Here is a 23,897-nt window from a genome sequence, read left to right as displayed (position 1 = left end):
ACCGTTTTGTGCCAAAAGGGGGTAAGGCACGTGTCCGAAGTAACAAGTATTTCTGTTTATCTGGATCAGCTGCCAGAAGTTGATCGAACCAACAAAAAACAGGCGGTAAATGCGCGCCGTGGCGGATTTTTGCACGGCACCAAGATCGCCACGACTGCAGGGTGGAAGCCGGTCGAACGGATCGCGGTAGGTGATCTGGTTCGAACCCTCGATCATGGGTTCAAAGAGGTTCGGCGCATCTCAATAAGCGTTGTGGTCATTCCGGCCGATGAACGCCGGGTCGAGTTCCTGCCGGTCCTCGTGCCCGCCCACGCTGCATATAACGGGCGAGCTGTCTGGTTGATGCCCGAACAGGGCATGGCGCTGAACCTGTCCCGGATCAACGCCAAGGCCGATGGACCTTCGGTGGTGCCCGCGCGTTTGCTGAACGGAGCCGGTTGCCTGACGTCACAGGCACCGGGGTCGTCTTTTGAAGTGTTTTCCTTGTTCTTTGATGATGATCAGGTGATCTTTGTCGAAGGCGGATTGCAGGCCTATTGCCCGTCCGGTCGCTTCAACATGCGCGGCGCAACTACGGGAACACGGTATGAAGTCGCGACCGAAGAGGTTGCCTCCGACTTGATCCATTCTCTTTTAAGCAGGGGCGATATGTCGGCTCTTGCCAACCCATTGGGTGCGCTGCCTGCGCCCATTCCCCAGGAACCGATATTTCCGATCCGCCCGCCATTTGGGGTCAGGCGACCGGGTCGACCGGGACGCCCAAGCGCGCCGGTTCTGTTCCTGCGGCCCGAATGGCAGATCTAACCAAACACTGACAAGAACGATGCGGGCGCATGATGACATGCGCCCGCGTCATTGGATTAAGCGGCTTTTGCTTCGGGGTTGAAGCGACCGTAGAAGCTCTGACCTTTTTCAGCCATCTCGCGCAGCAGCGGCGGGCAGGCAAAGCGTTCGCCGTATGTCTCGGCCAATTGATCACAACGCTCGGCCGCATAGGGCGTGCCGATGATGTCCAGCCAGCTGAACGGACCACCCGACCACGGGGCAAACCCCCAGCCCAGAATTGCACCGACATCGCCCTCGCGGATGTCTTCCAGAACACCTTCTTCCAGTGCGCGGACCGCTTCCAGAACCTGAGCAAACATCAGACGTTCCTGCACTTCGATCAGGTCAGGCTGGTCATCGGCAAGCGGATACTTCTCTTGCAGGCCCTTCCAGTATTCGACGCGCTTGCCCTTTTCGTCATAGTCGAAGAAACCCGCGTTCGCCTTGCGACCCAGACGGCCCTGTTCTTCCATCCAGAAGATCAAATCGTCCGAGGGGCTTTCCGGATAGGCATCGCCCATCGCCGCCTTTGTCGCGCGGGCGATCTTGGCACCCAGATCAATCGAGGTTTCGTCGGTCAGCTGGATCGGACCGACCGGGAAACCCAATTGCCGCGCGGCGTTGTCGATCAAAATGGGGCTGACGCCTTCAGTGACCATGCGCGCACCTTCGTTGATGTATGGAATGATGCAGCGGTTTGCGTAGAAGAAACGCGCATCGTTGACCACGATCGGGGTCTTGCGGATCTGACGCACATAGTCCAGCGCCTTGGCCACTGCACGATCACCGGTTTCCTTGCCCTTGATGATCTCGACCAGGAACATCTTTTCGACCGGTGAGAAGAAGTGGATGCCGATGAACTGGTCAGCCCGCACCGAGGCTTTGGCCAGATCGCTGATCGGCAGGGTCGAGGTGTTCGACGCAAAGATGCAGTCTTCGGGGATAATCGCCTCGACCTTCTTGGTCATCTCAGCCTTGACGCCCATGTCTTCAAAGACGGCTTCGATAATCAGGTCACACCCTTTCAGGTTGTCCAGATCCGGCGTCGCGGTGATGCGACCCAGCATGGCCTCTTTTTTCTCAGCCGTGACCTTGCCGCGCTTCATGCCTTTGTCGAGATAGGTATCGGTATAGGCTTTGCCTTTGTCTGCAGCCTCCTGGTCGCGGTCGATCAGAACCACTTCCATACCGGCCTGCGCCGAAACCAGGGCGATACCAGCCCCCATCATGCCCGCGCCCAGAACACCGATCTTCTTGACCGACTGATCCGGGACACCGGCGGGGCGCACGGCGCCTTTTTCCAGCGCTTCCTTGTTCAGGAACAGCGACCGGATCATCGCACCTGACGAAGGGTTCATCAGCACGGACGTGAACCAGCGCGCTTCGATTTTCAGCGCGGTGTCGAAATCCACCAGAGCGCCTTCGTAAACCGCGCTCAGCAGAGCCTTGGCTGCCGGGAAAGCCCCTTGGGTCTTGCCGTTCACCATCGCCGACGCGCCAACGAAGTTCATGAAGCCCGCAGGATGATAGGGGGCGCCACCGGGCATCTTATAACCCTTCGCGTCCCATGGCTTGACCAGATCGGCGTCCTTGGCGTTCAGCACCCATTCCTTGGCTGCTGCCATTGGATCGGCTGCAATCTCGTCGATATAGCCTGCGCCCTTGGCTTTCTTGACGTCCAGCATCTTGCCTTCCAGCAACAGCGGAGCCGCGGCAATGGCGCCAACTTTGCGGACCATGCGGGTGGTGCCGCCCGCACCGGGGAAGATGCCGACCATGATCTCGGGCAGGCCGTACTTCGCCTTTGGGTTTTCAGCCGCAAAGATACGATGGGTGGACAGCGGCAGTTCCATACCGATGCCCGCAGCGGTCCCCGGCAGAACTGTAGCAATCGGCTTGCCACCTTTCTTGTTCTTGGGGTCCATGCCAGCCAGTTCGATCTTGCGCAACAGGGCGTGCATTTTCATCGTTCCCTCGAACAGACCCTTGGCCGGATTGTCGCCCGCCTGTTCTTTCATCACCGCCAGCAGGTTCAGATCCATGCCGCCCGCAAATGACCCTTCCTTGCCCGAAGTAACGATGATGCCTTTCACCTCATCGTCGGCCAGCGCCTGATCGATGCAATCGCTCAATTCTGCTAGCCCATCAAAGGACATCACGTTCATGGTCTTCCCGGGCACGTCCCAGGTGATCGTGGCGACGCCGTCTGCGTCTTTGCTCAGAGTGAAATCAGTCATTGTCATCTCCAATCTGGTCAGCCGTCAGCGGGCTGCCATCTTTGCGTGTGAAGGAGAATCCGTTCTCATCAACCTTCACCATCATGTCCATGTCGCTGTAATAGCCGGTCTCGGTCGGGGTCCGTGTGCCCACCACCAGAAAGGTCATGGGCGCATCGGTCTTGTTCACAAGATGATGGCCGTTGGCCTCACCTGCGGGCCAGGCAGCGCAATCGCCGGGCTGCATCTCGTGCTCGCCATCATCATCGACCAGCGTGCACGAGCCGGTGAGGATGATGGCAAACTCGTCCTGCTTCATGTGGTAATGGCGCAGCGAGGACAGGCCCTGCGGTTCCAGCCGCACGATGTTGACCCCGTATTGGGTCAGCCCGCCTGCATCGCCCACCCGCTGGCCGAAGCGACCTGCGGTCGCTTCGGCCAGCTTGCCGGGATAGGCCGAGCCGCCCTGAAACGGGATCTGAGAAAGATCCAGCTTGGGCATCAGACGCGCTCGATAATGGTTGCCGCACCCATGCCGGATGCAATGCAAAGCGTGGCCAGACCGGTTTCCATGTCCTGACGCTCAAGCTCATCCAGCAGCGTACCGATGATCATCGCACCCGTGGCACCCAGCGGGTGACCCATCGCGATCGAACCGCCGTTGACGTTGACCAGTGCAGGGTCGACATCAAATGCCTGCTGGAAACGCAGCACGACCGAGGCAAAGGCCTCGTTCACTTCAAACAGGTCCAGATCGCTGATCTTCATGCCATTGTCGGCCAAAATCTTCTCGGTCACCGGAACCGGACCAGTCAGCATGATGGTCGGATCTGTGCCGATCTTGGCGGTCGCTTTGATGCGGGCACGCGGCTTGAGGCCGTATTTCTCGCCAAATTCCTTGTTGCCGATCAGAACAGCAGCGGCTCCGTCGACGATGCCCGAGCTGTTGCCGGCATGGTGGATGTGATTCACGCGCTCAAGATGGGGGTATTTCAGCATCGCAACCTTGTCGAAGCCAGGCATCTGTTCGCCCATAATTGCGAATGACGGGTTCAGGGCGCCGAGGCTCTGCATATCGGTGCCTGGACGCATGTATTCGTCGCGGTCCAGAATGGTCAGACCGTTTTGATCCTTGACGGTGATCACGGATTTTTCAAACCGGTTGTCGGCCCATGCTTCCGCAGCACGCCTTTGCGATTCAACCGCCAGCGCATCCGCGTCATCACGGGTAAACCCATATTCGGTCGCGATGATGTCGGCCGAGATGCCCTGAGGTACGAAATAGGTCTCCATCGCCAGCGAGGGGTCAACAGCGATTGCTGCACCGTCGCTGCCCATGGCCACGCGACCCATCATCTCGACACCGCCTGCAATATAGGCATCGCCCGCGCCACCTTTCACCTGGTTTGCGGCCAAGTTCACGGCTTCCATGCCCGAGGCGCAGAAACGGTTGATCGCCAGACCTGGGATCGACTGGTCGAGGTCGGACGCCAGAACGGCCGAGCGCGCCAGACAGCCGCCTTGCTCCATCACTTGCGTGACGTTTCCCCAGATCACGTCTTCGACAGCGTGACCTTCCAGGTTGTTGCGCTCTTTCACCGCGTTCAGGGTCAGGGCGGACAGGCGCACCGAGGTTACCTCGTGCAGGCTGCCATCCTTGCGGCCCTTGCCGCGCGGCGTGCGCAGGGCGTCATAGATATAGGCTTCGGTCATGGGTCTTCTCCTCAAGCTCGATCCGACGGGTTGCCGGGCATCAGGTCATAGGGGTGTTTCCAGCCGGGCTGTTCGGACAAGCGGGTCAGCCAGGCGTCGATATGGGGCCAGTCGGCACGGTCAAAACCGAATGGTTCAGGGTAATACAGATAGCCGCAGCAGCTAAGGTCGGCGTTGGTCACGCCGTCGCCGACGATCCAGTCGCGGCCGTCCAGGTGGTTGTTCAGGATCTCATAAGCCGCCTTCAAACGTCCTTTGTTGAATGCAATGACATCGGGGTTGCGGTGCTGCTCGGGTAGGAAATTGATCAGGAACCGCGTCAAACCAGCCATGGAGCTGAGTTTGTGATTGTCCCACAAAACCCAACGCAGAATATCGTAGTTTTCTTCCCGGTCCTTGCCACCGAACTTGCCGGATTTCTCTGTGACATAGGCCTGAATCGCACCGGATTGGCTGGTGCGAAAATCTCCATCGACAAGAACAGGTGCCTCACCCAACTCGTTTACATCAGCACGATATTCCGGCGTGCGGGTTACACCTTTGAAGAAATCGACAAAGACCGGTTCCCACTCCAATCCGGACATTTCCAGAGCCAAAGCAGCTTTGTAGCTGTTTCCACTTTCTCCGAAGCAATGAAGTTTGATGGTCATGTGCTCGCCCCTCCCAAGGCGCATTTGGCTAGGCCGGATTTGAGTATTTTTGAAAAGATGAAGGGCAGTAGGTAACCTTTCATCAACCATCTTCGTATTCAGTGGTCGTGCAGTACAGGCTGGAGAGCCGATGACCGCAAAAGGTGAAGTCGTTCCTGTCCTGATGGCGAGTGCGCCCGGTGGCAGGGACGCATCGCCGCTTCATCTTTTCACAAATACTCCCGCCGGAGGCGTCCGGCATTCAAATTAAAGGCGCCGTTGAGTTTTCTCCGCAGCAGTTCACCTCTTCCGTGCCTCAAGTTCGGAATTGAAGATGCGTAGGCGGTGGGTCAGGTTCTCCTCATCAATCACGCTGTTGAAATTCTCGAACAAGAAAGACAGCGCCTCGCCTTCGTCCAGACCAGCATCCCGCGCGAACGCTTTGAGTTTGCGATACCCATCTTCAGTCATCGCAACCGGAAAGCGGCGGGTCAGGCGAAAACGTTTTGGCATTTGGTCTCCTCCGGTAAGCTGGGTCCGGGCGGTGTTGCCCGGACCCAGACTGAGTTCAGAAGTTCGCCGCGTCTAGTGCCATTACCGTGTCCGCACCGGTCTGAATGCGCGCAAGATGCATCGCTGTCGCTGGCAGGCGGCGCGCCATGTAGAAGCGACCGGTGTTGATCTTGGTCTCGTAGAACTCTTTGTCCGACGCATTACTGTCCAGAGCGTTCTGCGCGGCCTTGGCCATCTGCGCCCACATCAGACCCAGGCAAACATGGCCGAACATGTGCATGAAGTCATAGGACCCGGACAGTGCGTTATTCGGGTTCTTCATGCCTTCCTGCATGAAATACATGCCTGCGGCCTGAAGATCCTTGGACGCGGCCTTCAGCGGTTCGATGAAGGCTTTATCGTAAGCTTCGTCCTTGCCGCCGTTTTCTTTGCAGAAGCTTTTGACCATCTCGAAGAAGGCCATGACGTGTTTGCCGCCATCCTGCGCCAGTTTGCGACCCACAAGGTCAAGCGCCTGAACGCCATTTGCGCCTTCGTAGATCATCGCGATGCGGGCGTCGCGGGTGTATTGTGACATACCCCATTCTTCGATGTAGCCATGGCCACCATAGACCTGCTGCGCCTGAACGGTCATGTCGTAACCTTCGTCGGTCAGGAAGCCTTTGATGACCGGAGTCAGCAACGAGATCAGCCCGTCTGCATCCTTGTCTCCCGCGCGGTGCGCCTTGTCGATCATTGTCGCGCCCCAAAGGATGAACGCGCGTGCGCCTTCGGTAAAGCTTTTCTGATCCATCAGGTTGCGACGGATGTCAGGATGCACGATCAGAGGATCGGCCGGACCATCCGGATTTTTGACACCGGTCACATCGCGACCCTGCAAACGGTCTTTGGCGTATTCCAGAGCGTTCTGATAGGCCGCTTCGGCTTGCGACAGGCCCTGCATGCCCACACCCAGACGCGCTTCGTTCATCATGGTGAACATGGCGCGCATGCCCTTGTGCTCTTCGCCCAGCAGCCAGCCGGTGGCTTCGTCATAGTTCATGACGCAGGTCGAGTTGCCGTGGATGCCCATTTTCTCTTCGATCTTTCCGACCGATACACCGTTGCGTTCGCCCAGGCTGCCGTCTTCGTTCACAATGAATTTGGGCACAATAAACAGCGACACGCCTTTGATGCCCTCGGGGCCACCTGGGATCTTGGCCAGCACCAGGTGGATGATGTTGTTTGCCATGTCGTGGTCGCCGGCCGAGATAAAGATCTTCTGGCCGGAAATCTTATAGCTGCCATCACCCTGCGGTTCTGCCTTGGTACGCATCAGGCCCAGATCGGTGCCACAATGCGGTTCGGTCAGGTTCATGGTGCCGGTCCATTCACAGCTGACCATGTTGGGCAGGTATTTGTTCTTCTGCTCGTCTGTCCCGTGCGCCAGAATGGCCGAGGCTGCGCCATGGGTCAGGCCCTGATACATGGTGAAAGCCTGGTTGGAGCCCGAGAACATCTCTCCTACGGCTGTGCCGATCACGTAGGGCATGTTCTGGCCACCATACTCTTCCGGCATGTCGAGGCCAGTCCAGCCACCTTCCTTCATCTGCTCGAACGCGTCTTTGAACCCGGTAGGTGTGTACACAATGCCGTTTTCCAACCGGCACCCTTCGGTGTCACCAACAACGTTCAAAGGATGCAGGACGTTGGCGGCAACCTTGCCTGCTTCTTCCAGAACTGCGCCGGTGAATTCGGCCTCCAGTTCATCATAGCCGGGGATGTCCGACTGCGAGACTTTCAGAACATCGTGCAGAATGAACTGCATGTCTTTGGTTGGCGCGTTGTAAACGGGCATGTGAAGCTCCCTTAATTCATATGTCCGGAAAGCAGGGCGAGGTTACTCGGCCGCCTTCTTTTCCTGTTTCATTGAGGCGATGACTTTCTCGCCCCAGCGCAACTGCTCTTTCAGATCGTCGATGGCCTGCGTCAGCTCTTCGCGGCGCGATTCCATGTCAGCCAGACGTTCGCACGCGATTTCATAAGTGCGATTCATCTGGGTGACCTGTTGATCGCCCACATGGTAGAGATCCAGCAGCTGTCGAATTTCCTCGAGGCTGAACCCAAATCTTTTTCCGCGCAGGATCAGCTTCAGCCGCGCCCGGTCACGTTTGGTGAACAGACGTTTTTGGCCTTCGCGGATCGGGAACAGTAGTTCCTTTGCCTCATAGAACCGCAAGGTGCGTGGTGTGACATCATAGGTCTCGCACATCTCGCGAATGGTCATCACATCTTCGGTCATTCGTCATACTCTCGTCACTGGCGTCATGAGACATGAGTTGCGCAGTTGGTGGGTGCTTTACAACATGTGAGTGACGTTTACGTAATCCAGACGCTGCGTCACTTTTTAGTTGACGTAACATCCGTGCACGTAAGCGGTTTCCGACGTAATTTTGTTACCGTCGCGTCAACTGATTTCCGGCATGAACAAACGGGTGCGGGGAAGGGGATGCGCACCGGCTTTGACAGGTTCTGCCACCTGCAATGCTTGGCTATGAAATATCGGAAAAGGTTATTCCAGCGACTTGGCCGTTTGGTCGCGCAGGCTTTTGAGTTCGTCCATTGCCTCATCCAGCTGCTGTCGCTGCTGCTGAAGCTCACTCATCTGGCGGTCCGCCATTTCGACAAAGGTGGCCATCTGGGCCTCGTTTCCCTGATCTTCATAGATCAGTAGCCATTGGCGAATCTCTTCTAGAGGAAAACCAAACTTTCGGCCGCGCATGATAAGTTTCATCCGCGCGCATTCCCGGGCCCCATAAAAGCGCGAACGCCCTTCGCGGTCCGGTTGCAAAAGCTCGATATATTCGTAGTAGCGCAGGGTGCGCGGTGTCACGTCGAACTTGGCGCACATTTCTTTGAATGACAAACGGTTGTTGGACATTCCCGGTCTCCTCGTCAGCAACCTAGGCGGTCCCGATCCCAAGCGCAACAGGCAGGCTTGCTCTTTTCCGGAACACCGGCTCATAAAGGCGGTGCAGAGAACAGGACGCATACCCATGGTCGATAAGACAGTTTTAGCCCGCCAGTTTATCGAGGCGATCCCCCATGCGCGGGCATTGAACCTTACGCTCACGCAGATCGGCGAAGGTGAGGCTGAGATAACCTTGCCCTACAACGAAGACCTGATCGGGGATCCGCGTACAGGGGTGATTCATGGGGGGGCGATATCCACGATCCTGGACACCTGTTGTGGTGCTGCGGTGATGAGCCACCCGTCGGCCCCCGGAGGAACCGCAACAATCGATCTGCGGATAGACTATATGCGCGCGGCGACGCCAGGTCAGACGATTACTGCGCATGCCGTCTGTCATCATATCACGCGAAACGTTGCCTTCGTGCGGGCCACCGCAATGGACAACGACACGGATCTGCCTGTGGCGACTGCCTCGGGCTCTTTTACGGTTGAAGGGAAGTAATATGCCAAGACCTCGTCCCGAGCCGATGCAGGTGGTCAAGCAGCGCCGCGATGCAGCCCTACGCGCGCTTGTTGACGGCGTACCGTATATCCGTTTTCTGAACATCAGTTTCGACAGGCGCGGGGATGAGCTGACCGGCGTTTTGAATTTCGATGACAAGCTGATCGGCAATCCGTTTCTGCCTGCAATTCATGGCGGCGTAACCGCTGCCTTTTTGGAGGTGACAGCCGTTATCACTCTGAGCTGGGAACACATATTCCCAAGTATAGAAAACGGTGAGATCGATGCAGATGCCATCGTGTCAGACGAAAGCATCCGGTTTCCGAAGACGATCGACTTTACCGTTGACTATCTGCGTTCCGGCTTGCCGCGAGACGCCTATGCGAGGGCGTTTATCAGCCGGTCCGGGCGGCGTTACGCCTCGGTACGGGTTGAAGCCTGGCAGGACAATCATGCGAAACTGTTTGCGCAGGCCTCCGGGCATTTCTTGATGCCGCAACCTGCCAGAGACAAGAGCTGACCATGCAGGACGCCTCGGCGCCCATCACGCATGGACGGGTGCTGAAGATCGCGGTGCCGATTGTCCTGTCGAACGCCACGGTCCCGATTCTGGGGGCAGTGGATACCGGCGTTGTCGGTCAGTTAGGGCAGGCTGCGCCTATCGGGGCGGTCGGGATCGGCGCAGTTATCCTGTCAACGATCTACTGGATCTTCGGCTTCTTGCGGATGGGAACCACCGGGATGGCGGCGCAGGCACGCGGGGCAGGCGACGCTGTTGAAACCCGCGCTTTGCTGATGCGTGGTCTGATGCTTGGCGGCGCGGCCGGGTTGTTCTTTATCCTCACCCAAGTGGCTGTGTTCGCGGGTGCGTTCGCTTTATCTCCGGCAAGTCCCGAGGTCGAAACGCTGGCCCACGCCTATCTTGAGATTCGAATTTGGGGCGCGCCTGCCACTATCGCGCTTTATGCGGTTACCGGATGGTTGATTGCGGTTGAACGCACGCGCGGGGTTTTTGTTCTTCAGGTCTGGATGAACGGATTGAACATCGTTCTGGATCTATGGTTCGTGCTTGGTCTCGGCTGGGGTGTCGAAGGGGTTGCCATTGCCACTTTGATTGCGGAATGGACAGGTCTGGCGCTGGGCCTTTGGCTGTGTCGGGATGGGTTCGAAGACGGAACCTGGCGTGACTGGGCCCGCATATCTGATGCCGTTCGGCTGCAACGGATGTTGCAGGTCAACGGCGATATCATGATCCGGTCGGTTTTGCTAACCGGATCCTTCACGACCTTTCTTTTCGTCGGTTCCGATCTGGGTGATGTCAATCTGGCGGCCAATCAGGTCTTGCTTCAGTTTCTAGAAATCACAGCTTTTGCGCTGGACGGGTTTGCCTTTTCCGCCGAGGCGCTAGTCGGAAGCGCGGTGGGTGCCAGAGACAGGTATCAGGTGCGCCGCGCGTCTGTCATGACATCGCAATGGGGTGTTGGCGGTGCCCTGTTACTGGGTGTGGTTTTCTTTGTCGCCGGACCGGCGTTGATCGACCTCATGTCAACATCGCCGCAGGTGCGCGAGGCCGGGCGCGAGTTTCTTATCTGGGCCGCGTTGGCACCCGTTATAGGCGTGGCAAGCTGGATGTTTGACGGCATCTACATAGGTGCTACATGGACCCGCGCCATGCGTAGCGCGATGTTCCAATCGGTCGCTATCTATCTGGTTGCGCTGTTCATTCTGGTGCCAAGTTTCGAAAACCACGGCCTGTGGGCCGCGTTGATGGTGCTTAATATAGCACGTGGCGTGACTTTGGGATGGCGCTATCCCAAGCTCGAGGCGCAGGTGGCCTAGAGCAGCGCAAGAAGGTTTTCCGGCGGACGCCCTATGGCGGCCTTATCCCCCGCAATTGCAAGCGGACGCTCAATCAGGATCGGGTTTTCAGCCATGGCCCGGATCAGGGCGTCGTCTGGCGAAGCCTTTGTCAGCCCCAGTTCCTTGAACCGAGATTCTCCGGTACGAATCATCTCAACGGGCGAAAGCCCCAAGGCGGATTGTGCCGCTCGCAGCTCATCGATTGATGGTGCATCCTCAAGATATTTGCGCACCTTGACCCGTGCGCCATTCTCTTCCAGTAATGCAAGACCCGCGCGGGATTTTGAACAGCGCGGGTTGTGCCAATATTCGATCATAGCCAGTCCTCTCGTTTGCTGCCGACGGCTTGGGCTACATTCTCAAAGCCGTCGCGGGCCAGTAGTTCATCCAGCCCGTTCGCAATGTCCGCCGCCAGAGAAATGCCGCCATACACCATCGCCGTATAGAACTGCACAGCAGATGCCCCGGCGCAGATCTTGGCATAGGCCTGTTCTGCATTGCTGATGCCACCGACGCCGATCAGGGGAATGTCACCCCCGGTCAACTGGCTGAGCCGCGCCAGAACACGTGTTGATTTCTCGAACAGCGGTGCGCCGGACAGCCCGCCGGTTTCACCTTTGTGCGAACTGCGCAGCCCGTCGCGTGACAGGGTGGTGTTGGTGGCGATCACGGCATCCACACGGGTCTCGCGCGCAACCTCGGCAATGTTCTGCAACTCGGCATCGGTCAGGTCCGGCGCGATTTTCAGGAAGATGGGCAGCGGGCGAGGCAGCGCATCCCGGGTTTCAATCACACCGTTCAAAAGTGCGCTCAGCGCTGCTTTGCCCTGCAAATCCCGCAGCTTTTCCGTATTCGGGGATGACACGTTGACCGTGGCAAAATCCAGATGCGCGGCACAATGCGCCAGCACCTTGACGAAATCACCTGCGCGATCCTCGCTGTCCTTGTTGGCGCCCAGATTCAGGCCGATCACCCCATTCTTGGGGCGATCAGCAAGCCGTTTTGCCATCACCTCCATGCCTTCGTTGTTGAAGCCAAAACGGTTGATCGCCGCTTTGTCCTCGGTCAGGCGAAACAGGCGGGGTTTGGGGTTTCCCGGTTGGGGGCGCGGTGTGACGGCACCGACTTCGATGAAGCCGAATCCTGCGCGTGACAGCGGCGTCAGAACCTCACCGTTCTTGTCGAAGCCCGCGGCCAATCCTACCGGGTTAGGCAGGTCCAAACCTGCAAGGCTGGTTTTCAGGCGCGGCGTTGCCACCGGCCCCGGCGCAGGCGCAAGCCCCGCCTTCAAAGCCCTGATCGACATTCCGTGGGCGGTCTCGGGGTCCATGCAATGCAGGGCCGCAAGCCCGAACTTCTCGGTCAGTTTCATCCAAACGCTTTCCCGCTTTTGCTTGATCCGCACCGGATCAGGCGCGAGGTTTCTACCGCAGCCTGCCGATGGACCACCGCTGCCCGGTACACCGGGTCAGTCACCATTTCCAGAAACGCATATGCAGTCGGATAGCGTGCGATAAAGACGGCATCCCATACCTCATCAGCCGGTCCGATCAGAGTCGTTTCAAATACACCCCGCCACAGGATGCTTGCCCCGATACGGCCAATGATTGCGGCGGTTTCAGTCCCGTATTTCTGATAGGCCTGCGCCCCGGTCAGCCCTGCGCCGGCCAATTCATGCGAACTGGGATACTGCGCCTCGGCGCGGAACTTCACTAGATTGAGCATCTCGATCGGCTGGTCGCGGTCCAGGGCCTTGAACGCCTCGAACTGGGCGCGATCCGGATCGACATAGGATGTCATGCCATGTCCTCGGGAAACCGATGTGCCGTACCGACAAAAGGCAGCGGACGCGCCCAGACAACATCGCTTAACCTGATCTGACGATACAGATGCGGAAACAGGGCGTTTCCTCGCGACACTTCCCATTTCAGGTCATCGCCCATGGCGTCGGCATCACATGCCAACAGTGTAAGCCCTTCAACGCCGGCAAAATGCTTGGCGGCGGTTTCAGCCGCTTGTTCAGCGGTGGAAAAGTGAACAAACCCGTCTGACACGTCAATGGGTGCTCCGTCTGTGGCGCCCAGACTTTGCAGTTCAGCCCATTCGTCGGTTCGGAAAATCTTGTAGATCAGCATGATGACCTGATGCCCCGCACGGCGCTTGGAATCAAGCTGGATTTCTCCTTTGACTCTCAGTCGACATAAGCGCACGATCCCCGGCAATAATAATAGGGAGTTCCAAGATGTTGACCCGATTTTTAACTTCGGTTGCGGTGGTGGGCCTGACTGCGGGCGTCGCAGCAGCCGACTACAAGCTGACAATTCTGCACACCAACGATTTCCATTCGCGCTTTGAGCCGATCAACAAATACGACAGCGGATGCGGTGCGGAAGACAATGCGGAAGGTAAGTGCTTTGGCGGCTCGGCGCGCCTTGTTACGGCAGTTGCCGATGCGCGCGAGCGCGCAGAAAACTCGATTCTGGTGGATGGAGGTGACCAGTTCCAGGGGTCCCTTTTCTATACCTACTACAAGGGCAAGGTCGCGGCCGAGTTCATGAACAAGCTGGGCTATAACGCCATGACCGTTGGCAACCACGAGTTTGATGACGGCCCCGAAGTGTTGCGGGGGTTCATCGACTCGGTCGACTTCCCGGTCCTGATGTCCAACGCTGATATTCGCGACGAAGAGCTTTTGACGGACAGGATCAAGAAATCGACTGTTATCGAGGTGGGCGGCGAAAAGATCGGCCTGATCGGTCTGACCCCAATCGACACGGATGAGCTTGCCTCGCCCGGCCCCAACGTCACGTTCTCGGACCCGGTGCCAGCCGTGCAGGCCGAAGTCGATAAACTGACGGGTGAGGGCGTTAACAAGATCATCGTTCTCAGCCACTCCGGCTATGGCGTCGATCAGCGCGTCGCGCAAGAAACGACCGGCGTTGATGTGATCGTCGGCGGACATTCAAATACGTATCTTTCGAATGTGTCGGATAAGGCGGCAGGTCCGTACCCAACGGTGGTAAACGGCGTACAGATCGTTCAGGCCTATGCCTATGGCAAGTTTCTGGGCGAGTTGAACGTCACTTTCGATGACGACGGCAAAGTGGTCGAGGCAGTTGGCGAGCCTTTGATCATGGACAACGCAGTAACCGAGGATCAGGCCGCGCTGGACAGGATTGCGGAACTGGCGGTGCCTTTGGATGAAATCCGTAACAAGGTCGTTGCAAGCGCTGCGGAAGCTGTTGAAGGGGATCGCTCTATTTGCCGCGTGCAGGAATGCCAGATGGGCAACCTGGTCGCCGATGCGATGCTGGCGCGCGTGGCGGATCAGGGCGTTCAGATCGCCATTGCCAACTCGGGTGGGTTGCGGGCGTCCATCGACCCTGGCGATGTAACCATGGGCGAAGTTCTGGCTGTACTACCTTTCCAGAACACATTGTCGACCTTCGAAATCAGCGGACAGGGTGTCATTGACGCGCTGGAGAATGGCGTTAGTCAGGTGGAAGAAGTGAAAGGTCGTTTCCCGCAGGTCGCTGGTCTTAGCTTTACCTGGGACCCAAGCGTTGCGCCGAACGAAGGACGCGTCAGCGAGGTGATGGTTGCCGAGGGTGACGGTTTTATACCGATCGACCCGAACAAGACTTACCTTGTCGTCACCAACAACTTTGTCCGCAACGGCGGTGACGGGTACGAGATGTTCGAAGGCGACGACAAGAACGCCTATGACTTCGGCCCGGACCTTGCGGATGTAACCGCAGAATACCTGGCGGAAAATGCGCCCTATCAGCCCTATGTCGACGGGCGTATCAAACAGAAATAACTGGGTTTACGACAAAGACAAAAGCCGCATTCCTGTGATGCGGCTTTTTTTGTTTTGTAACCGTTCAGCTGAAATCGTACTCGGGCCAGAGCTCGGGGTCGATCCCGTCGAGCATCGGCTTGATATGCTCGGCAACCTCGCGCCAGCCTCCGATAGACTTGGTCGAGATCTTGCTGCGCACCTGATCAATGCTGGCCGTGCGCACCTGTTTCGTGTTCTTTTCAGGGTGCATCATCGTTTCGTTCCACTCCAAATCGCAGAACGCGGCGACCTGCTGGCTGTAAGTTTTCGGGTCTGCCACCAGTTCTTCGTAAGGCACCGTCAGAATACGATTGCCGAACACGGCATCCCAATGTGCCATGTAGCGACGATACATATTTGCCGAATGGGCGATGGCCTGCATATTCGAGGCATAGCGCATTCCACCGGCAGGAAAACACCTGATCCATTTGGACAATCCAACATCACGCGGATCGCGCAGCATGTTAATAATCTTTGCCCTTGGGAAGGCAGACAGAAGGAAGCCGATACGTTGATAATTGTGCGGCATCTTGTCGACAAAGGCGACAGAGTCGCCTGGAATGGGCGGCATCAATTCGAGGAATTCCCGCGCGAGTTCGGACGCTTTGGCAACGTCGTACTTCATGCCTTTTTTCTCATATTCACGCGACAGGTCCGCCCCCAAAGTCAGTTCACCGCAACCGGATATTCCGGGGGCTGAACTCAACATCATTTCCATCAATGTCGTGCCCGAGCGGGGTTGACCCAATACGAAGATCGGTTTCGGCCCCTCGGCAAAGCCGGACTCTGGTGCTTCGGCATCAACGGGAAACAAGCTGGTGATCCGGAACAGCTTTTCCTCTTCATCGGCCGAGACATAAGGGTTGCCTTGGTGCTGAATATCATTGGCCCGCGCGTAATGCGGCATGGCGGCATTCAAACCGTCTAACTTTGAAATCAAATGCGCCTTGGCGAACTGGAGTTCCAGCTTATCCTCTCCCTTTTCGGAGATGGCTTTATTTACGGCTTCCAGCAGCTCCGGAGCTTCCTCTGTAGTTGCCATTGCCGATAATTGCAGCAAAGCCGACACATGCTCGGGTTCGTTTTGAAGAATGCGCCTCAGTATTGCTTTGGACTCGTTCTTTTCGCCGGTTTGGTGAAGGTCTACAGATTTTATAAGGGCAATTTTTGTGTTCTCGGGGTCCAGCTCGTAGGCGCGGGCGACATCCCGCGAGTTTTCATCGTCAAAGCCGATATTGGCGTAAGCTCTGGCACGTTTAGCAAGTAGGTCCACATTGTCTGGATCGCTCTCCAGCTTCCTGCTCGCATGTTCGATCATCATGCGCCAGTTGGTGCCTTTGAGGTGAATTTCATCCAGCACGCGGTTCAATTCCTGGTTGTTGGGGAATTGCTCCAGCTTTTGTTCGGTATATTCCAGGGCCTTGGGAATTTGCCCGGTCTGCATCAATGCATTCGCCAGGTTTTCGACAAACTGCAGGTCGTCCGGTTTCATCCGCGAGGCTTCAACAAAATGCGGAATTGATTTCTTGTATTGCTTCATCTCGGTCAAGACAAAGCCGGCGATGGCATGATAATCTGAGTCTTTTGGGAATTTCTTGACACCCAACTGGGCCTTTTTCAAAGCTTGCGGCAGCTTGCCTGCTTCCAGAAGGGCCAGTGCTTTGCTCTTAAGGGATTGCGTTGTCTGGTTTTCCATGTGACCCCGTGAAATCCTGTGCCTGTATCAAGAATGTATCGGTGGTTCATTACCCATGTGCGGACGGTTTGCAATAACTCTTCCCAACGACGCAATGGCGCAGCTGTTTTCGGCTCGCCCGGCAAACGCTCTGCCTGCGGTGCCGAATTTCAATGTTTGTCCGACAAATCAGGTACATGTCGTGCGTAGTGGCGAAACAGGGCGCCATCTGGACGCGCTGCGGTGGGGATTCCTGCCGCATTGGTACAAGACCGAAACAGCGGGGCCGTTGCTGATCAACGCCCGGGCCGAGACCCTGGCGGACAAGCCCGCCTTTCGCGATGCTTGCCGGACACGCCGCTGTCTGATCTTAGCGACCGGGTTCTATGAATGGACAAAAACGAAACAGGGAACGCGCCTGCCCTGGTATATCCACCGTCAGGACAAAGCTCCGATTGCTTTTGCCGGGGTCTGGCAGGACTGGGGTCCTGAAGGTGAACGGCAGGGCACCTGTGCAATCGTGACGACGGCTACCAACAAAAGGCTTGAGGTCATTCATCAGCGAATGCCCTTGATCGTAGAACCCGAAGACTGGCCATTGTGGTTGGGTGAAGCCGGAAAAGGGGCCGCGCAGCTGATGCAGCCGGGGCACGAGGATGTGCTGACCTTCCACCGGGTCAGTCCTGTGGTGAACTCGAACCGGGCCAGCGGGCCAGAGCTGATCGAACCTTATGACGCGTGACCTTTTCTTTAGAAACGCAGCAAGCTAAACCTTCGGCATGGCTCTGAAATTTCCTGACCTGACCCAACTTTACGCGCACGGGTATGATACCGTGATCGACGTTCGCAGCCCTGCCGAGTTTGCCGAAGATCATCTACCGGGTGCAATAAACCTGCCTGTGCTGAACAACGAGGAACGCGCCCGGGTCGGAACCATTTATGTACAGGACAGCCCCTTTCCGGCGCGCAAGCTGGGCGCTGCTTTGGTGTTCCGCAATGCAGCCAATCACATCGAACACCACCTCAGCCATCATGACGGAGCGTGGCGCCCCTTGGTCTATTGCTGGCGCGGTGGACAGCGTTCCGGATCATTCACATGGATGTTGCAGCAAATCGGTTGGCGCGCGGAAGTTGTTGAGGGCGGCTATCGTACCTACCGTCGATTGGTGAACGCTTATTTGTACGATGATCCCTTGCCACATCGGCTGATCGCGCTGGATGGCTACACGGGCACCGCAAAAACCGATCTTTTGGCTCTGTTGCACGCACGAGGTGTACAGGTTCTGGACCTTGAAGCGCTGGCCAACCATCGCGGGTCCTTGCTGGGCGAAAGGCCTGGGGGGCAGCCCAGCCAAAAGGGGTTTGAATCTGCTCTGTCCGCTGCGCTGTGCGCAATGAACCCGGCGCGTCCAGTCGTGGTCGAAGCGGAATCCTCCAAAATTGGCAGCTTGATTCTGCCACCCAGCCTTTGGAACGCGTTGTGTAAGGCTCCGCGCGTGAGCATTACGGCTTCGATTGAAGCACGTTCGGCCTATCTGGTGCGGGCTTATGACGACATTCTGTCTGACAGTGACCGATTGCGGGACCGGTTATCACCGCTGCGGTTCCATCGCGGGCATGAGGTCGTGGACGGGTGGCTGCGCTTGATTGATGCGGATGAAAAACAGGCGCTGACACAGGCGTTGATGGAACAGCATTATGATCCCGCATACACCAAGTCCCGGCAATCCCGCCCGGTACAGGTGTTGGCCAATCTCAATATCGCAACTTTGGACAATGCGGGGCTGAGCAACGCGGCCGCGCAAATTGAAAGCCTGCTGGATCAGCTGTGAATGCGCAAGCCGGGTGTGCTGGTCAGTTGGCCAATGATCATTGCCGGATATCCCGCGTCCAGAAGATCTTGCAGAAGAGTATCGGCGTCCTTCGCATTCACGGCGGCCAGCAGGCCCCCGGCTGATTGCGGATCAAAAAGCAGCGCCGCCTTGCCCCCGGACGGAAGATTGGGCGCAATCTCGCTGTTGTCAGCAAAAATCGTTGACCGGACCCCCTGATCCGTCAGCGCAAGAGCACCGTCCATAACCTTTACAGCGTCCAGATCAAGCATGGCGCCGCAATGCGATGCGTCGCAGATGCCTTGCAGATGCCCGGCCAGACCAAACCCGGTCACGTCGGTCATCGCATGGGCGTTGGCCAAAATGCGGGCTGCATCGCCCTGCGGCTGTGTCATATGTTTGTAGGCTGCCGCGACCCAGGCCCCTTCGGCAAGACCGGCCATTTCCGCTGCCATCAGAACTCCGCTTCCCAAGGGTTTGGTCAGGATCAGGCGATCTCCCGGCTGCCCGCCCGCCAATGTAATCGGGGTAGCCTCACACAGGCCAGTCAGCGTGAAACCAACAGTCATCTCATCGCCCATTGAACTGTGCCCGCCCACGATTTCTGCGCCCGCAGCGCGCATGACGTCACTCGCGACTGACATGACTTCGGACATTGTGCGGCTTTGCAGGGGGGCGGACATGCGCGGCAGGATGATCGTTGCCGTGGCCGCCTGAGGCGCGGCCCCCATGGCCCAGATATCCCCTAGGGCGTGAACCGCGGCAACACGCGTCATCAGTGCGGGATCGTTGGTGAAAGCCCGCAGATGGTCGGACGTCATGACTTGCTGCGCCCCGCCCGTTTGCAATAGCGCGGCATCGTCGCCGGGCAAGGTAGCGACGTCGGTACGAGTAGGGGCGGGGAGGGATTTCAGGGCGATTTGCAATGCGTCGCGCCCGACCTTTGCTCCACATCCTCCGCACATGGGCTTTTCACCCAAAACCCCATCAAGCCCAGCGGCCCGGTCGCGTGGCAGGGCGGGCGGTGTCATTCGCGGCAGGTCGCGAAACTTTTTCATGAAACTCTGGTCGATATGGTTCTTCCAGGCCCACATCAACGGGCCGCTGAACGATGTTCCCAAACGCTCGGCCAGTGCAGACTTGCCACCTAGTGAGATCAGTTTGAGATAGTCTTTTTGCGGTGTGTATTTTCGCATCCGTCCCGCGCCGAGCGCTGCGCGCAGATTATCGAACAAAACCGGCGCTTCGCGCACCGCATAGACGCCAGCCTTCGGTCTGGGGTTTTCCGAAAGATGGGCGCAATCCCCGGCGGCAAACACAGCCGGATCACTGGATTGCAGGTAGCTGTTCACGCGGATGTATCCGTCCTGAAGGTCAAGCCCTGTATTTGCGATCCAGTCATAGGCGCGGGCTCCGGCGGCACCGGTCACGAAACCAACCGGAATTGTGCGCCCGTCCTGTAGTTCCACGTGATCCTGCCCGATCCGGGTGATCACCGTGTTTTCGATCACCTCCACGCCAAGATCATGCATTGCAATCCGGATTGTTGCCGCCGCCTTGGGTTTGGTTGCAGTCAGGGCCGAGGCACTATCGATCAGGGTAATCTGTGCCGCCCGCCCCCTGGCCTTTAACGCGTGCGCCATCGCCATGACCAGTTCGACGCCCGCGACGCCGCCGCCGATCACAGCGACCGAGGCCGGCCCTTGACCCTTTAGATACTCGGCCCATTTCGCAGCAAAAGGTCCCAACGGCTTGGCTGGCACTGCATGTTCCGCAAAGCCCGGCAGGGCGGGCATGTCCGACGTGATCCCTACATTGACCGAAGCCACATCGAAGCCTACCGGAGGATGCCCGGGGACGTGCACTTCATGTGTTTCGGTGTCGATGCCACTGACCGCACCCAAGATCACACGTGCACCTGCGAAACGGGCCAATCTGACAAGATCGATATCCAACTCCCACCGGTCGTAATGACCGGCGACATATCCGGGCAACATTCCTGAGTAGGGGGCAGTGGGGCCGGGGTTGATCACGGTTACCCGCGCGCCGGGCAAAGGGTTCATTCCCCATTTGCGCAGCAGCAGGGCATGGGTGTGGCCGCCGCCAATTAAAACCAGATCACGGGTCAGGGGCAGCGGAGATGTGTGCATTTGTGTTAATTCGCGCTGTGGTCCGGAACATCCTCGACCTGCTCGACCGCGTGGGTGGCCCAGAGCTCATCCTCGCCAGCATCGGGCAGGTCGCTGGGCAGTTCATGACGGTGAATGTGCCATTTTGCAATGAACAGGGCCGTGATCGGAGCCGTCAGGAATAGAAACAGCGTGATCAGAAGCTCGTGTAGCGACAGTTTGCCTTCCAGCAGAACGGAATGGGTGATCGAAGCCAGCAACACCCCGCCCACACCCAAAGTTGTCGCTTTGGTCGGCGCGTGAAGGCGCGACATAGGGTCATTCAACTTGATCATGCCGAAGGACCCGACAAACCCGAAGATACCCGAGACTATCAGGAAAACGGCGATCAGCAGCTCTGCAAGGAATGTCATATCGCCCTCATTCGATGATGTTGCCGCGCAGCATGAAGCGTGCATAAGCCACGGTTGAGACGAAGCCCAGCATCGCGATGATCATCGCCGCTTCGAAGAAAATCTCGGTCCCTTTCGACAGGCCATAAAGGATCATCAGGGCAATCGTATTGATGACCATCGTATCCAGAGCCAGAACCCGGGTCCCAACGCCGTCCGCGGTAATTATCCGCCACAGACACATCATGATCGCCGCGCCGAAACAGGCAAATGCAAAGTAGATTGCGTATTCGATCATTCGAAAATCTCCTTCAGGCGACGTTCATAGCGTTGCTTGATTTCGTCGCGCACCTGATCCGGGTTCGGCGCGTCCAGGCAATGAACCAGCAGATTGTGCCCCTGTGCCGACAGGTCGCAACTGACGGTGCCGGGCGTCATCGTGATGGTTCCGGCCAGCACGGTTATGGCCTCGGGTGTCCGAAGCTCCAGCGGAATGCTAACCCAGTTGGGCCGCCGGTCTTCATTGCGTTTGAAGAGGACGATCCGGGCCACCGTCATATTTGCAACGACAATATCCCACAGCACCACGATCATGTATTCGGCGACCATGGGCCAGTTGCGCAGCTTGGGCCTGTCGGGCCAGTAAGGTTGTGTGACGAAGGGAATGATGATTCCAAGGATCAGGCCAAAGACCAGAGAATTCAGTGACGGGCTGTTGGCCAGCAGAATCCAGACGATCGTCAACAAAATGGTCAGGTGCGGGTGCGGAAAAATCCGGTGTAGCAGTTTCATCACTCGGCCCCTCCCAATACGGCAGAGATGTAGTTTTCAGGCATAAACAGCTGCCCTGCGGTTTGGCTTGTATATTCCAGCGCAGGACCCGCGAACAATGTCAGCAGGATCAGGCCGGCTACGGCGCCAAACACGGCAGTAAAGGCCAGACCGGGTTGCGGTTCAGGTGCGACCGGTGCAGGGGCAGCTTCATTTTCCGCTGGCTCAGCTATCGGAACAGCCTGAGTGTCGTAACTTTTCCAGAAAATCAAAGTTCCGGCTCGGGCCAACCCGATTATTGTGACGAACGAGCCGATCAGAATCACGGCCCAGACCGTCGTGGCATCCGAAGCATCGCGCGAGGCGTCCAGCACAAGCAGCTTGCCAATAAAGCCGGACAAGGGCGGCATCCCCGCCATCGCAATCGCCCCCACGAAGAACAGCGCGGACACCAGCCCGCTTTGCGGCATGGGTGGCGTTGGTGCGATGGCCCCGCCGCGCCGCGCCATCACCAGATCGGCAACCAGGAATAGCAGGGCTGTCGCCAGTGTCGAATGGAACACATAGTACAGTGCCGCGGCTGTTGCATCAGGCGTGAATTGCGAGATTGCGATCAACAGGGTGCCCATGGATGCAATCGCGCAGAACGCCACCATGCGGGCGATGTGTTTTGACCCCAGAATGCCGATAGCCCCGACAGCCAAAGTGACAAGTGCAGCAGGTTGCAACCACGCACCCACCAGTCCCTGTGTTGCGGCGACATCGGGGCCAAAGGCCAGTGTGAACATCCGCAGAATCGAATAAGCCCCGACCTTGGTCATGATTGCAAACAGGGCCGCGACGGGCATTGGCGCATTGGCGTAGCTGGCAGGTAGCCAGAAATGCAGGGGCAGAACGGCGGCCTTGATGCAAAAGACCAGCAGCAAAAGAACCGCGCCAACCCGCAGCAATGCCGTATCCTCGGCCGGGATTTCTGCTACCCGTAAGGCGATATCTGCCATGTTCAGTGTCCCAGTCACGCCATAGATCGTGCCCAAAGCAAACAGGAACAAAGTCGATCCCAACAGGTTGTAAGCGACATATTGCACACCCGCCTTCAACCGCACCGCACCGCCACCATGGGTCATCAGGCCATAAGAGGCGATCAGCAGAACTTCGAAAAACACGAAAAGGTTAAAGGCATCTCCGGTCAGGAAAGCGCCGCAGACACCCATAAGCTGAAAATGGAACAGGGCGTGGAAATGCTTGCCCCGGTTGTCCCAGCCTGTTGCAATGGCGTAAAGCACAATCGGCAGGGCAAGCAGAGCTGTCAGCAAAACCATCATGGCTGACATTCGATCCAGCACCATGACAATGCCAAACGGGGCAGGCCAGTTGCCAAGCTCGTATACCTGAATATCTCCGCCCGAGGCCTGTGCCGTGATCGTCAAGGCGATACCCAACAGGGCTACAACACCGGCAACCGAAAAGATGCGCTGCAAATCCAGATGGTATCGCAGGACCATGATGTTAAACGGAGCCAGGATCGCGGGCAGGACGATCGGCGCAACGATCCAGTGGTTCATGCGTCTTCTCCTGCTGCATCTACGCTGTCCTGCGCTGTCATGTCGATATGGTCATCCTTGGAGGACAGGTACGCGCTGAGCGAGATCATCACGATCACTGCGGTCATCCCAAAGGAAATCACAATTGCGGTCAGCACCAGCGCCTGTGGCAGAGGATCGGTATAAGCGACGTCCTTGTATTTGTTCAGAACCGGGGGGGCGTTCAGCGCAAGGCGCCCGGTCGCGAACAGGAACACGTTGACCGCGTAAGTAATCAGCGACAGGCCCAGAATAACAGGGAACGTCCGGCGGCGCAGGATCAGGAATATTCCGGCAGCGGTCAAGATACCGACGGCAGAGGCTACGAGCGCTTCCATCAGGCCTGCTCCTTCTCTTGTTCTTGTTCCGGTGGAGAGTCCCGCAGAGGGTTGATATCCATCGGAAATTCCTGTGCCATTCCGGGTTGCCATGCAAAGCGGGACAGGCTGTCGAGCGCCAGCAT

Annotated in this window: 26 protein-coding genes; 7 read left to right on the top strand and 19 right to left on the bottom strand. The window is 57.6% G+C overall.

All coding sequences use genetic code 11. The features are described 5' to 3' along the window. Positions 1 to 30: 30 nt before the first annotated feature. Positions 31 to 804, top strand: coding sequence for a Hint domain-containing protein (locus AC2FLZ_RS15165; protein WP_496882368.1), 774 nt, complete (start codon positions 31 to 33; stop codon positions 802 to 804). A gap of 56 nt (positions 805 to 860) precedes the next feature. On the opposite strand, the gene AC2FLZ_RS15160 is transcribed toward AC2FLZ_RS15165, so the two are convergent. The 8 genes from AC2FLZ_RS15160 to AC2FLZ_RS15125 form a co-directional block, all read right to left on the bottom strand. Beyond that, a complete protein-coding gene (locus tag AC2FLZ_RS15160) occupies positions 861 to 3,062 on the bottom strand; it encodes a 3-hydroxyacyl-CoA dehydrogenase NAD-binding domain-containing protein (RefSeq protein WP_480625054.1) in 2,202 nt (733 codons plus the stop codon). Further along, a complete protein-coding gene (locus AC2FLZ_RS15155) occupies positions 3,055 to 3,543 on the bottom strand; it encodes a cupin domain-containing protein (protein ID WP_480473542.1) in 489 nt (162 codons plus the stop codon). The genes AC2FLZ_RS15160 and AC2FLZ_RS15155 overlap by 8 nt, the downstream gene beginning before the upstream one ends. After that, positions 3,543 to 4,754, bottom strand: a complete 1,212-nt coding sequence (locus AC2FLZ_RS15150) for an acetyl-CoA C-acetyltransferase (RefSeq protein ID WP_496882367.1) — start codon at positions 4,752 to 4,754, stop codon at positions 3,543 to 3,545. Before AC2FLZ_RS15150 ends, AC2FLZ_RS15155 begins: the two co-directional genes overlap by 1 nt. Before the next feature lie 11 nt (positions 4,755 to 4,765). After that, on the bottom strand, positions 4,766 to 5,404 hold the full coding sequence (locus AC2FLZ_RS15145; protein WP_480473540.1) for a glutathione S-transferase family protein: 639 nt from the start codon (positions 5,402 to 5,404) through the stop codon (positions 4,766 to 4,768). A 279-nt stretch (positions 5,405 to 5,683) separates the two neighbouring features. Then, positions 5,684 to 5,896, bottom strand: coding sequence for a hypothetical protein (locus AC2FLZ_RS15140; RefSeq protein ID WP_209503252.1), 213 nt, complete (start codon positions 5,894 to 5,896; stop codon positions 5,684 to 5,686). A gap of 55 nt (positions 5,897 to 5,951) precedes the next feature. Further along, the gene (locus AC2FLZ_RS15135; protein WP_480517685.1) at positions 5,952 to 7,733 is read right to left on the bottom strand and encodes an acyl-CoA dehydrogenase C-terminal domain-containing protein; all 1,782 of its coding nucleotides are present in this window, start codon (positions 7,731 to 7,733) and stop codon (positions 5,952 to 5,954) included. A 42-nt stretch (positions 7,734 to 7,775) separates the two neighbouring features. Beyond that, a complete protein-coding gene (locus AC2FLZ_RS15130; RefSeq protein ID WP_209503256.1) occupies positions 7,776 to 8,177 on the bottom strand; it encodes a MerR family transcriptional regulator in 402 nt (133 codons plus the stop codon). Between the two features lie 270 nt (positions 8,178 to 8,447). Continuing rightward, positions 8,448 to 8,816: a MerR family transcriptional regulator gene (locus tag AC2FLZ_RS15125; RefSeq protein WP_480553865.1), complete on the bottom strand. Its 369-nt coding sequence runs from the start codon at positions 8,814 to 8,816 to the stop codon at positions 8,448 to 8,450. 115 nt (positions 8,817 to 8,931) lie between these two features. On the opposite strand from AC2FLZ_RS15125, the gene AC2FLZ_RS15120 reads away from it, so the two are divergent. From AC2FLZ_RS15120 to AC2FLZ_RS15110, 3 genes are read left to right on the top strand one after another with little or no spacing between them, the layout of a single operon-like run. Next, a complete protein-coding gene (locus tag AC2FLZ_RS15120; protein ID WP_480473537.1) occupies positions 8,932 to 9,351 on the top strand; it encodes a PaaI family thioesterase in 420 nt (139 codons plus the stop codon). 1 nt (position 9,352) lies between these two features. Next, the gene (locus AC2FLZ_RS15115; RefSeq protein WP_480473536.1) at positions 9,353 to 9,871 is read left to right on the top strand and encodes a PaaI family thioesterase; all 519 of its coding nucleotides are present in this window, start codon (positions 9,353 to 9,355) and stop codon (positions 9,869 to 9,871) included. A gap of 2 nt (positions 9,872 to 9,873) precedes the next feature. Beyond that, positions 9,874 to 11,190 carry an MATE family efflux transporter gene (locus AC2FLZ_RS15110; protein ID WP_496882366.1) on the top strand — a complete coding sequence of 439 codons (1,317 nt, stop codon included), beginning with the start codon at positions 9,874 to 9,876 and terminating at the stop codon, positions 11,188 to 11,190. Here AC2FLZ_RS15110 and arsC read toward each other — a convergent pair. From arsC to AC2FLZ_RS15090, 4 genes are read right to left on the bottom strand one after another with little or no spacing between them, the layout of a single operon-like run. Next, positions 11,187 to 11,528 (bottom strand): arsenate reductase (glutaredoxin), encoded by a 342-nt coding sequence (arsC, locus tag AC2FLZ_RS15105; RefSeq protein WP_496882365.1) that lies wholly within the window; start codon positions 11,526 to 11,528, stop codon positions 11,187 to 11,189. The two genes, AC2FLZ_RS15110 and arsC, sit on opposite strands and share 4 nt — an antisense overlap. After that, positions 11,525 to 12,583, bottom strand: coding sequence for a quinone-dependent dihydroorotate dehydrogenase (locus AC2FLZ_RS15100; protein ID WP_496715691.1), 1,059 nt, complete (start codon positions 12,581 to 12,583; stop codon positions 11,525 to 11,527). Before AC2FLZ_RS15100 ends, arsC begins: the two co-directional genes overlap by 4 nt. Then, positions 12,580 to 13,011 carry a DUF1330 domain-containing protein gene (locus AC2FLZ_RS15095; RefSeq protein WP_480492875.1) on the bottom strand — a complete coding sequence of 144 codons (432 nt, stop codon included), beginning with the start codon at positions 13,009 to 13,011 and terminating at the stop codon, positions 12,580 to 12,582. Before AC2FLZ_RS15095 ends, AC2FLZ_RS15100 begins: the two co-directional genes overlap by 4 nt. Continuing rightward, a complete protein-coding gene (locus tag AC2FLZ_RS15090; RefSeq protein WP_480473530.1) occupies positions 13,008 to 13,346 on the bottom strand; it encodes a DUF952 domain-containing protein in 339 nt (112 codons plus the stop codon). The genes AC2FLZ_RS15095 and AC2FLZ_RS15090 overlap by 4 nt, the downstream gene beginning before the upstream one ends. Positions 13,347 to 13,453: 107 nt before the next feature. On the opposite strand from AC2FLZ_RS15090, the gene AC2FLZ_RS15085 reads away from it, so the two are divergent. Next, positions 13,454 to 15,031 (top strand): bifunctional metallophosphatase/5'-nucleotidase, encoded by a 1,578-nt coding sequence (locus AC2FLZ_RS15085; protein WP_480553861.1) that lies wholly within the window; start codon positions 13,454 to 13,456, stop codon positions 15,029 to 15,031. 64 nt (positions 15,032 to 15,095) lie between these two features. Here the strand turns inward: AC2FLZ_RS15085 and AC2FLZ_RS15080 are convergent, their stop codons facing one another. After that, a complete protein-coding gene (locus tag AC2FLZ_RS15080) occupies positions 15,096 to 16,748 on the bottom strand; it encodes a tetratricopeptide repeat-containing sulfotransferase family protein (protein WP_496882364.1) in 1,653 nt (550 codons plus the stop codon). 55 nt (positions 16,749 to 16,803) lie between these two features. Between AC2FLZ_RS15080 and AC2FLZ_RS15075 the strand changes: the two genes are divergently transcribed. Both AC2FLZ_RS15075 and mnmH read left to right on the top strand, forming a co-directional pair. Continuing rightward, the gene (locus tag AC2FLZ_RS15075) at positions 16,804 to 17,469 is read left to right on the top strand and encodes an SOS response-associated peptidase (protein ID WP_496882363.1); all 666 of its coding nucleotides are present in this window, start codon (positions 16,804 to 16,806) and stop codon (positions 17,467 to 17,469) included. Positions 17,470 to 17,506: 37 nt separating this feature from the next. Beyond that, positions 17,507 to 18,559: a tRNA 2-selenouridine(34) synthase MnmH gene (gene mnmH, locus AC2FLZ_RS15070; protein WP_496882362.1), complete on the top strand. Its 1,053-nt coding sequence runs from the start codon at positions 17,507 to 17,509 to the stop codon at positions 18,557 to 18,559. Here the strand turns inward: mnmH and selD are convergent. The 6 genes from selD to AC2FLZ_RS15040 are packed head-to-tail and all read right to left on the bottom strand — an operon-like array spanning position 18,550 to position 23,772. After that, the gene (gene selD / locus AC2FLZ_RS15065; protein WP_496882361.1) at positions 18,550 to 20,709 is read right to left on the bottom strand and encodes a selenide, water dikinase SelD; all 2,160 of its coding nucleotides are present in this window, start codon (positions 20,707 to 20,709) and stop codon (positions 18,550 to 18,552) included. The two genes, mnmH and selD, sit on opposite strands and share 10 nt — an antisense overlap. A gap of 5 nt (positions 20,710 to 20,714) precedes the next feature. Then, positions 20,715 to 21,101: a Na+/H+ antiporter subunit G gene (locus AC2FLZ_RS15060; protein ID WP_480473524.1), complete on the bottom strand. Its 387-nt coding sequence runs from the start codon at positions 21,099 to 21,101 to the stop codon at positions 20,715 to 20,717. 7 nt (positions 21,102 to 21,108) lie between these two features. After that, positions 21,109 to 21,378, bottom strand: coding sequence for a K+/H+ antiporter subunit F (locus tag AC2FLZ_RS15055; protein ID WP_209503286.1), 270 nt, complete (start codon positions 21,376 to 21,378; stop codon positions 21,109 to 21,111). After that, a complete protein-coding gene (locus tag AC2FLZ_RS15050) occupies positions 21,375 to 21,872 on the bottom strand; it encodes a Na+/H+ antiporter subunit E (protein ID WP_480473523.1) in 498 nt (165 codons plus the stop codon). Before AC2FLZ_RS15050 ends, AC2FLZ_RS15055 begins: the two co-directional genes overlap by 4 nt. Beyond that, on the bottom strand, positions 21,872 to 23,416 hold the full coding sequence (locus AC2FLZ_RS15045; protein ID WP_480473522.1) for a monovalent cation/H+ antiporter subunit D: 1,545 nt from the start codon (positions 23,414 to 23,416) through the stop codon (positions 21,872 to 21,874). Before AC2FLZ_RS15045 ends, AC2FLZ_RS15050 begins: the two co-directional genes overlap by 1 nt. Next, positions 23,413 to 23,772: a Na+/H+ antiporter subunit C gene (locus AC2FLZ_RS15040; RefSeq protein ID WP_209503290.1), complete on the bottom strand. Its 360-nt coding sequence runs from the start codon at positions 23,770 to 23,772 to the stop codon at positions 23,413 to 23,415. The genes AC2FLZ_RS15045 and AC2FLZ_RS15040 overlap by 4 nt, the downstream gene beginning before the upstream one ends. Positions 23,773 to 23,897: the final 125 nt, after the last annotated feature.

This window comes from Ruegeria sp. YKSF131, from assembly GCF_059612645.1.
The sequence above is the reverse complement of the archived record's forward strand: the minus strand, read 5'-3'. Positions and strand labels throughout refer to the sequence as shown.